Origin of the sequence: Allorhizobium borbori (assembly GCF_014196535.1) — a bacterium.
Taxonomy (GTDB): Bacteria; Pseudomonadota; Alphaproteobacteria; order Rhizobiales; family Rhizobiaceae; genus Ectorhizobium; species Ectorhizobium borbori.
In genome coordinates this window covers 1-9,716 of the sequence record NZ_JACIDU010000041.1, presented here as the reverse complement: position 1 = coordinate 9,716, position 9,716 = coordinate 1, and the positions used below count along the sequence as shown (strand labels likewise).

Below are 9,716 nucleotides of genomic sequence, written 5' to 3'. Positions count from 1 at the left end.
GCGCGGACTTCAGGAGAGAACTTATTCGTCGTTCCGCTTGTCATAGACCCTACTTCTCACGCGTTGGGGTCGCCGGTAAATCCGGCGCGGTTCAGACATTAAGTTCACGATGCCCCCGAAACACGTGGGTTTGTCTGGCGTATTTCTCTGTCAGAACGCTTCGAATTGCCAGCGCCAAAAAATCCGTTTAGCCTAGATTTTCAAAATTTAACGAGATATGAAAATCGCGATATGGCGATGCTCAGGGCGGATTATGACGAATCTTTGGAAGAAACTAATCAATTATAACAAAACCCAACCAAAGAATGGCTCCACGACGATAAGTGCAAACAGCCCAGTACGCACCGCGTTTGATAACGAAGAATATCTTAAGGCTAACGCCGACGTTCGGGCAGCCGGGATGAATGCATTCCACCATTATTTCACGTATGGCATTTCAGAAGGGCGTCGAGCGCCGAAGGGCTTCCATAAGCGTGTCCTTGACCTCGCTCGTGCCGGAGATTCGGATGCCATTTCATTCCGTAGGCATCAACTTTCCGTCGCCGGACCTGGTGGGATGGCGGACATCGAGCTCGACGAGGTAATGATCGCCGACAACATGGGGACGAAATTCCCGTTACCGGTTGGCACAACGATTACGATGGGGATCGTGCTGTTCAACAACGAGCTCGATGAAATCAAGCGGCTTCTTCGCTCGATAGCTCGCAGCAAAGGGCTCGACGGTGTCACGCTGGTGACGACAGTCATAAATAATGGCGCTCCACTTGAAGACGAGATGATCGAGATGATCGAGAGCTTCGGCGTCAAAATTCTTGAGAATCCGGACGGCAACATAGGTTCATCGGCCGGCCACACCAGACTTATGAAGCATGCCTTCACCGATCTCGACGCTGTGGCCTATATGACTTTGAATCCCGATGGCTTTTTCCATCCGCAGGCGCTTGAACGTATGGTTCGCATGGCGCATCGCCATGAATGGACCGCGGCTATCGAAGCTGCGCAGCTACCGAATGAAAATGGAAAGTACTTCAACCCGGATACGTTCGATACGGAATGGGCTGTTACAGCTTGCGCGATGTTTACACGAAAAATCTGGGAAAAGGTTGGAGGCTTTGACCCGAATATTTTTCTATATTGCGATGATGTGGACTATGGATGGGAAATTCGACGCGCCGGTTTCACCGTCAAATACTGCCCTTGGGCGTATTATTTCCATGATTATGCAAGCAGAACGGCGGTTTCGGCGTTTTTTCGTCAGAACCGTCTCGAGGCCGGGCGCTACCTTGGACACAAGTGGCGCAACCCTAAGTTTAGAGAAATGTGCGAAGAGCAGCTAATCAAATTCGGCTTCTACGAGGCTGTGGAGGCGATGCCGCCGATAGACCACATCGCGCCTTTGCCGAACGGGACTGAGGTTGCAAACTTTAAGAACGACTTCCATTTCGCACAGAAGCGTTGGTAAACATCAGGATCGATTAGATGAATAGACACTACGATGACAAGATCTCGATCCTGATACGTTTTCATGACCTTTCAAAGCTTGAGCAGTTGTCGATGTGCCTGCTTACGCTCGAAGGGCAGACATTCCCCCGCGTAGAACCGGTCATTCTTGCTCAACGCTTTTCCGCGGCGCAGGTAGTCGAACTAGAGTCCCTAATCGGCGAATTTCATTGGCATGAAGACGTCAAGCCACGGGTCATAAATGTCGACCTCGACGAACCCGAAGACTTGCGCACTCATCTCCTGAACATAGGGATTCGTGAAACCAGCGATGCGCGGTTTTTTGCCGTCCTTGACTATGATGACTTTTGCGGACAAGCCCACTATGAGCGATTGACGACAAGTCTGAAAAATAGCTCTGCAGCAATTTCCTACTCCGGCTTGATATTGGTCGAACAGAACACCTCAGAGCATTACAATTTTACGGTTCGAAAGCAGTTCGTCGTCAGAGATAGTTTCCGCCTCCAGAATCTATACGACAATCCGCATTTCCAAATGGGTTGCTTTGCCGTTGACAGATCGAAAATTGCCGATGCCGACCTGTGTTTCGACGAGAGTATCGTATACGAAGAAGACTATAACTTCCATTTGAGACTTTCACTTCGTTACCCCTCCGATTTTTCAGTGGCCGCTGAAAAAGTTCCCGCGCTCATGCGTACCATCCGCAGAGACGGCACGAATTCCATCGTATCCGAATACGACGCCCCTCAGGAACGCGAACGTAAGGAGGAGCTTCGCAGACAAGGGCGCACCGCCAATGGAAGGCTCCGGCAGCAGTTCTTCCGCCCGGAGTTCGACCCTTTTATTCTTTATTGGACCGAACCTTTGCCCATTCGCGGCGGCACGGCATACAACTGGACGGTGTATTCGATGGGGGTCGGCATGTCTCAGCTCCCGAAGAGGAACCAGTATGGCCATCTGCGCGTTGCTCACTCCCCCCGATACGAGCCGCTGGTTTCGGCATTTTCACAGCGGAACTGGGCATTCTCCCAAGACCTCAATCTGGTCCGCGAAATCGAAAGTCAACTAAGTCCGCAGATTGCCTGGGATGCACATAGCGTTTCTGTCTGGACGGATCTGATGCGGGGGCGCGGCCCGGTATATGAACTTCAATTAAAGCTCATCGATCAAGCGTACACTGTTTTTCCGTTCCAAACCATCATGACCTGGGGGGTGAACGGTGCTGTTGCAGATTATTCGCGCACAACCAGTACGAAGCACATATCGCTTGAACTCGGTCCGACACGATCGCCATTTCTCGAAACCGGGCACTGTGATCCATTCGGCGTAAATGGTGACAGCGTAACCTCGCTTCTTCCGCCGGGTTTCCAGCTGCCCGAGCTAGAAAGTGAACAGTGGCTGGACACCTATATCGCTCGCAGCGGCATCGAGATTCCACCGGTGCCGGAGACCCTGAAGCTCGCGCGCAACAACGGTAGGAAGGTAGCCCTTATTCCGCTTCAGTTGGCTGACGACGCAAATTTTCTGCTGCATGCCGAACAATATTCGGCATTTGTCGATTTCCTGGAGGAAGTGGTCCCACCCCTTCTCGAGAATGGATGGGTATGCATAATACGCCCACACCCTGGGGCTTCCCGTGCGGACTACGTCCGAGCGGACAATGAACGATGCCGGGAGTGGCAGCTGTCGCAGGATCAGGACAAGGTCTTGTGGTATGACGAGATTATGACTCCGGCTGAGCACATTGGCTTCCTCCGTCACATTGATGCGGTTGTTTCCGTCAATAGTTCAATGGCTTTTGAAGCAATGTTGCTGGGAACCCCGGCGGTTGTTACAGGGAAAAGCTCTTTCGGGCTTGCCGGGCATATGGCCACTATGGACGATCTCTTAACCAATAGAGATCTCACCGAAATTTTGAAGTTGCAGCGCCGGCTTGTCGCGTTCAATCTGTTCCATCATCTCGTTCCGGTTGGCGAACTGTTCGTACCAGGCCAGCTGATACGACGAATTGAACAGGCGGAGCGTATAAGGTCTGCCTACATCACAGGTGGGGCAACAGGCTTGGCAGAGCATCTCATTCGCAATGTCAGATCGACGATAACCGAATATTTGACGATGGGCATTTCGCCGATGCGAGTCTCCCCCCCTAAGACTATCAGCACCCAAAAGCTTTTCGACAAGGTGCTGCAAAACATCTAGACTGCCTGAAACAATGCGTTGAAATTAACTGGGCTACCATGGATCAAAAGCAGCACATTATAATGATCGGCCATAGCCATTTGCAGGCACTTATGGCTGCATCGAGATCCGAGACCAGCGCCGCAAAAAGAGACCAGTCGAAGAAATTTTCATTCGTCTCCATCGACCCCAAGAGCAAGTGGCAATCGCCGCTTGTTCAGAAAGACGATGCATCCATAAACAGCGCGATGGGTCACACCTTAAATCAGTTGGGCGCATTTGATCAAAATTCGGATCGTGTTTTGGTAGCGGTCCTGGGTGGTAATATCCATAACGCCATCGGCCTTATTCAGCAGCAGATCCCATACGACATAATAGTCCCATCGCGGCCCGATCTTAGAGTCGAAGGCAACGTCAGAGTCTTGCCTATCGAGCAATTCCTGAACCATTTTCGTCAGCATTATTTTCCATACATACGATTTTTCACCCTCCTCGCGGAAATGACGGACAGTAAGAAACTGTATTGGGTAGAACCGCCACCGCCTATCGAAAGTTCAGATCATATATCGCAAAATATGGATCAGTGGTTCAAAGCCAATTATGAGGCTGCGAATCTAGTGCCAGCCCGTGCAGCGTTGCGATATAAGCTATGGTTGTTAAACAGGATGGTTTTGGAAGAGGCCGCACAGAAGGGCCGCTGGAAATTGATAACAGCCCCGAGTTCCGGCTTGGACGCCAATGGTTTCCTGGCACGCAAGGCTTGGGCAGGAGATGCCACGCACGGATCCGCATGGTATGGCGAGGAAGTCCTGAAGAAGATTGTCGCCGAGATTGCAGAAGCGCCTCCGGAGTAGGATAACATGAACAACACCATTCATCCCTATAAGAAGCTGCCGGACTACGCTTTTTGGTCTCGTTCGATATCTCGTGTGGCCAGCCAGGATGTCGATCCCGTTGCATCAGGTCCCAAATTCATAAGAAAGGAACACCTCATCGCCACGGGCGGAAGCTGCTTTGCCCAGCATCTGGCTCGCAGATTGAAGAACATCGGGTATACGTATTACGTAGCAGAAGACGTGCATCCGGTGCTGAACGAGGCGGTCGGAAAGGAAAATAACTACGGTGTTTTCTCCGCCCGCTACGGCAACATCTACACGGCCAGACAGCTGCTGCAGCTATTCCGCCGCGCGTTTAAAGACCTGAAACCGGTGGATGACCACTGGAACACGAAGGGTGTTTTTGTTGACCCTCTTCGCCCTACCGTCCAACCCGGCGGATATCGCACGCTTGCGGAACTCACGCGAGATCGAAACTACCATCTATCCTGCGTCAGGGAGATGTTCCGAAAGCTGGACTTCTTTATCTTTACGCTGGGCCTGACGGAAGCCTGGGTTAATGCGAATGATGGTATCGTGTATCCGATCTGCCCGGGCGTCGTGGACGGCAGATTCGACCCAAAGCAGCATCTTTTTCACAATTTCACCTACGAAGAAGTCGCCGCGGATATGACGGAATTTTTAAGCGAACTCAAAGCTGTAAATCCGAAAGCAAGAGTCATACTAACAGTATCGCCGGTTCCTCTGGTTGCCACCAAGGAGGATCAGCACGTCCTTGTTTCAACGACATATTCGAAATCAGTATTGCGCGTTGCTTGCGACACGATGTCTCGCGAATTCGAAAATGTCCATTATTTCCCTTCCTACGAAATCATCACCGGCCCACATGCCGGCGGCAGATATTACGCTGAAGATTTGCGGGAAGTGGCAGAGGTCGGCGTCGATCACGTGATGCGGGTCTTCAATCGCCATTTTCTGGCAGATCATGCAGATGGCGACGATGGTGAGGTAAAGCCTAAAAGTGAGGACGCTGCCGGGAAGCTGCGCCGTCTATCACAGAATTTTGTAGAGGTAGAATGCGACGAGAGACTGTTAGATTTCCGCAAGTGAAGTCGGTTTAGCTCTCATAGTTTTCCATGTTTACGCTCAGCAGTTTGGCATTCAATCGTAGTTGCTTCGCGGAATATCATTACGTAAATCTGCTCTATGAACAGATTGGGTTGAATTGTTTCTTGGCAGGTGGCTGACTGATAAGAAATGGGTATCCTGTGGGCGAGATAAGTTCTTACAAGAGGCGTATTTTCCTAAAGCTTTTAGGTTTATCTGCGACTTTGCCTGTAGGCACAGCAACCCTTGCGGCAGGAAACACGGCAACAACGGCCGCTCCTACGATCGATGCGTCGCCTTCAACATCGGAGGACGCAAAGAATTGGGCTCAAGCTGTCAAGTGGTATAATGTCCGGGAATTTGGCGCGGTCGGAGGCCAGCTGGGCGACGGCGGCAGCATCAATGCCGCAATTGCCTACACGCATAACAACCGCGGCAAATTGCAACTTGGATCCGCAGAATATCTGGTGGATGAAACCATCGTCATTCCAAAGGAAATCACGATTGCCGGCAATGGCAAGAACCTTACTAAATTGAAGGCAACGCCTGCCGCCGTTGCCGCCCATAAGAACATATTGGAAACTCAACATTTTACCGAGAACACGGGCAGAAATGGCGCGCTCGTGGACCAGGACCGCATGACGTGGGGGATATCACTTCGTGGCTTCTCCATCGACGGCGGATGGAACCATGATTTCCAAACAGCAACAACAAACCCGCTGACTGGTCGCGGTATCAGCATATATGGCCGAAGGTATGAAGCGAAGGACATCGGGGTCTACAATTGCTCCGGAATTGGCTTTTATACCGAGTGCGGCGGCTTAGCATCGCCATCCGCGGGATGGTATGACGACTATCGTAACAATCAGGATACGGTTCTGGAAGATATCGACATACAGCGCACGGCTTATGAAGGCTTCATATCTTTTGGACCGGGGGACACCTATATCAACCGCATTACAGTCGGATTGGTAGGAGATACCAATGCCGTGGGAACGCCGATAAAATCATTGGTCTTTCCAGGTGACTATATCAGCGGCTTCGTTCTTTCCGTCATTGACTCAACCGGAGCAAGTGGAACCCACGAAATCGGGGTCATCCACACGCATACGTGCTGGAATGGCTGGAATTTCCGCGCTCTCGGAGGTTTGACTCTAGTGAGGCTGAAGGCAGAGAATCTTATCGCCGAGGGAGGGCTCGGCTCTGTCTATCTCCAACGAGGGGTTTATGCGCAGATCAGCAAGATCAACACTCGTAATAACAATGTTCTCGCTGCAACAGATTCGACTGCCTTCGCCGATGTCAGACTAAGCTCCAGCATCGAGATCAATATCGGCTCGATCGAGGGCCGCAGAAAAAACGCCCATGTACAAGGCCAGAATCCGGCATTGACCGGCGTACGAATTGATCAGGACAAAGTTCAGATCGGAGAGATCAAGTACGAAGGCAATGGTCAGCCAGGGCATGCCGTCACCATCGAGGCAGGCAGAAAGCATGTAAATATCGGTTCGATTTACGCCTCCAACTGCCGCGGTCCCGCGCAGGATGGTGAGGCATCTGCAAGTCTGCTTTCGAAGCCCACATCTACCGACATAACGGTCGGGAACCTTATGTCCGTGGCTAGCGATTATGGATGGCGAAATGCTTCCACAGGAAGGGTCGCCGTACTGTCCGGACATGCGGAGGTAAGCAATGCGTTCGGAAGCAATGTTGCCGGAGTTAAGCTGGATGCAGTTCCGGCAGAGAATTACATTCGAACAAGCAGGCTGACCTCCTCCTCCCTGTCTGGCGCCACGCTCAAACCGGACTGCAATACCATAATTACTGCCAGGAATGCAGGGCTGAACGTGAGTGTCGTTGGCGAAGCACAGACTGTCAGCATTCCCCATGGAATGTGGCGAACCCCGGACCATCAGAGAGAGGTGTCGTTGAATATTCTCTATGATGGAGACATTCCGGATGTCCCTCCCGCCTCGCAGCCAGTCGGCGCAGACTGTACGAAAGTCACATTTGTTGTGACGCAGTCAAGAAAGTCTGCACATTCATCGGACATCGGCACAGTGCTCAACCTGAAAATTTGAATGGATTAGCTATGTCAATTGCAATCTCAGGTGCAACGTTTTCTCAGGCATTGAACCTCGTTAAGGACGGTTATCCAATCCGTCGCCAGAGTTGGGGGGAGGACACCTACGTTACGTTCATCAAGGGAACGGTATCCTCGACTGTTACCGAGAACTTTGTTAATGCGGTGCCACGCAGTTTGTTTGAGGTTGCCGACGGCAAGACCAGTATGCCCGTTTTTGTCATGACCAATTCAGCCGATAATAGAAATGATTGCTGGACACCTCAATCGATCGATCTTCTGGCGGTCGATTGGGTGGCTCTGGATCAGCCGAACGCTGACGGTGGCTCCGTCTAGAGCATTTCTGCGTTTTCTGAATCGGTTGTGATTCCCAAATAACGTTTGTTCTGATTCACTGATGGTGGCTGGCTGGACTTGCCCGGAAAAAGTGGAGAGCGAAACTCGGTTTTGGATGCCAGCTTGAGAGGGATGCTCTCGAACTTGATCGGGCTCATGTCGCCTAAGGCTGACTGAACCGCGCCGGATTTACCGGAGACCGTTTGGTTTAAGTTATGCGGCCATGGCCGGCTCGTCCAGCATGGCATAGTATCGTTCTTCTGCCTCGGCTGGCGGTATGTTGCCAACAGGCTCCAGAAGGCGGCGATTGTTGAACCAGTCGACCCATTCCAGCGTAGCGAACTCCACGGCTTTGAAGTTTCGCGACGGTCCTCGCCGATGGATGACCTCGGCCTTTTAAAGACCGTTGATCGTTTCAGCGAGAGCGTTGTCGTAGCTGTCGCCAACGCTTGCGACAGACGTGTTGATTGCCACTGAGAACTGACCCGGCGTTGCCTGATATTTCCATTGAGAATTGACCCATGTTCCAACTTTCCCTCGCATGTTTTCAGCGGGGGCTATGGAGTGATCGACATGGCGTTATTGAGCGTGATCCGACGCTGGCATTTTCGAGACCATCTATCGATCCGGGAGATTTGCCGCAGGACCGGCCTATCCCGGAATACCATCCGCAAATACCTGCGCTTGGACGTAACCGGTGTTCCGCTACCACGTTGTCTTCATCGCCCTGATCTGTGATCGCCTATCCATAGACGAGCAACGGGAGTTTCTCCATGGAGAGTACATTGGAGGTTCTCACGACCAGGAAGTCTGGGCGTGAGCCGCAGCGTCATTGGCCGGAAGAGGTCAAGGCACAGATCGTTTCAGAGAGCCTCCGGCCGGGAGTGCTGGTGAATGAAGTTGCGGAACGCTACGGTCTGAAGCCAAATCACCTATCCACTTGGCGGACGATGGCACGGCAGGGCAAGCTGGTTTTACCAGCGCCCGAGGATGCGGTGGAGTTTGCAGCGATGATCGTCGATCCACCCGTTGCGGAGCCGCCCATCAAGAAAGCGAACCGTCCCGAGATCATCGTCGGCGCGGTCACGATCCGGTTGGAAGAAGGCGCGTCCGCCTCCCGGATCGCCGCTGTCGCGCGTGCCTGCGCGGTTCCGGCATGATCTTTCCCTCGAACCGGGTTCGGATCATGGTGGCGACCAAGCCCGTCGATTTCCGCAAGGGTCACGACGGCTTGGCGGCGTTGGTCAAGAACGAGCTGCACAAGGACCCGTTTACGGGGACGGTGTTCGTATTCCGATCCCGCAAGGCGGATCGGTTGAAGCTGATCTACTGGGATGGCAGCGGTCTGGTGATGGCTTACAAGCGGCTGGAGGAGCATACGTTTACCTGGCCAGATATCCGAGACGGTCTGATGACCCTTGGACATGCTCAGTTCGAGGCGCTGTTTGCTGGGCTCGACTGGCGGCGAGTTCGCTCCGTTGAGGCGAGAGCGCCAAAGGCAATCGAATAGGTGCGTCACGATGACTCGGTTCGCAAATTCCGGCGGCGTGATGCCGCCCAAATTGATAAGCTTCCAACATGTTGGATGCGGTCGGTCTTCCAGACGATTGAATAGCCCCCAGTTTTGTGGACGCCCTCGGGTTACATTTCCTGCTGCCGTTCGAACTCGACGGGTGACAGCATCCCGTTCCTGACGTGCTTACGCTTGGGGTTGT

8 protein-coding genes and 2 pseudogenes are annotated in these 9,716 nt (G+C 52.5%); 9 read left to right on the top strand and 1 reads right to left on the bottom strand.

What is annotated here, in order from left to right:
• The first annotated feature begins 253 nt into the window (after window positions 1-253).
• The 6 genes from GGQ66_RS22565 to GGQ66_RS22540 all read left to right on the top strand — a co-directional run bounded on the left by GGQ66_RS22565 (window position 254) and on the right by GGQ66_RS22540 (window position 8,001).
• Window positions 254-1,462, top strand: a complete 1,209-nt coding sequence (locus GGQ66_RS22565) for a glycosyltransferase family 2 protein (protein ID WP_183795943.1) — start codon at window positions 254-256, stop codon at window positions 1,460-1,462.
• 17 nt (window positions 1,463-1,479) lie between these two features.
• Window positions 1,480-3,660, top strand: a complete 2,181-nt coding sequence (locus tag GGQ66_RS22560; RefSeq protein WP_183795941.1) for a capsular polysaccharide export protein, LipB/KpsS family — start codon at window positions 1,480-1,482, stop codon at window positions 3,658-3,660.
• A gap of 62 nt (window positions 3,661-3,722) precedes the next feature.
• A complete protein-coding gene (locus GGQ66_RS22555) occupies window positions 3,723-4,493 on the top strand; it encodes a hypothetical protein (protein ID WP_183795939.1) in 771 nt (256 codons plus the stop codon).
• Between the two features lie 6 nt (window positions 4,494-4,499).
• Window positions 4,500-5,585: a GSCFA domain-containing protein gene (locus tag GGQ66_RS22550; RefSeq protein ID WP_183795937.1), complete on the top strand. Its 1,086-nt coding sequence runs from the start codon at window positions 4,500-4,502 to the stop codon at window positions 5,583-5,585.
• A 158-nt stretch (window positions 5,586-5,743) separates the two neighbouring features.
• Window positions 5,744-7,663 (top strand): glycosyl hydrolase family 28-related protein, encoded by a 1,920-nt coding sequence (locus GGQ66_RS22545; protein ID WP_183795935.1) that lies wholly within the window; start codon window positions 5,744-5,746, stop codon window positions 7,661-7,663.
• A gap of 11 nt (window positions 7,664-7,674) precedes the next feature.
• Complete coding sequence (locus tag GGQ66_RS22540; protein WP_183795933.1) at window positions 7,675-8,001, top strand: Thoeris anti-defense Tad2 family protein; 327 nt, start codon at window positions 7,675-7,677, stop codon at window positions 7,999-8,001.
• A 213-nt stretch (window positions 8,002-8,214) separates the two neighbouring features.
• Here GGQ66_RS22540 and GGQ66_RS22535 read toward each other — a convergent pair.
• A pseudogene (locus GGQ66_RS22535) lies at window positions 8,215-8,469 on the bottom strand (integrase core domain-containing protein); the annotation flags it as partial.
• 105 nt (window positions 8,470-8,574) lie between these two features.
• Here GGQ66_RS22535 and GGQ66_RS22530 point away from each other — a divergent pair.
• The 3 genes and pseudogenes from GGQ66_RS22530 to tnpB all read left to right on the top strand — a co-directional run.
• Window positions 8,575-8,730 (top strand): annotated as a pseudogene (locus GGQ66_RS22530) (winged helix-turn-helix transcriptional regulator); the annotation flags it as partial.
• 56 nt (window positions 8,731-8,786) lie between these two features.
• Complete coding sequence (locus GGQ66_RS22525; RefSeq protein WP_237359052.1) at window positions 8,787-9,161, top strand: transposase; 375 nt, start codon at window positions 8,787-8,789, stop codon at window positions 9,159-9,161.
• Entirely contained in the window at window positions 9,158-9,511 is a 354-nt protein-coding gene (gene tnpB / locus GGQ66_RS22520) for an IS66 family insertion sequence element accessory protein TnpB (RefSeq protein ID WP_183795929.1), read from the top strand. Before GGQ66_RS22525 ends, tnpB begins: the two co-directional genes overlap by 4 nt.
• The last annotated feature ends 205 nt before the right edge of the window (window positions 9,512-9,716 follow it).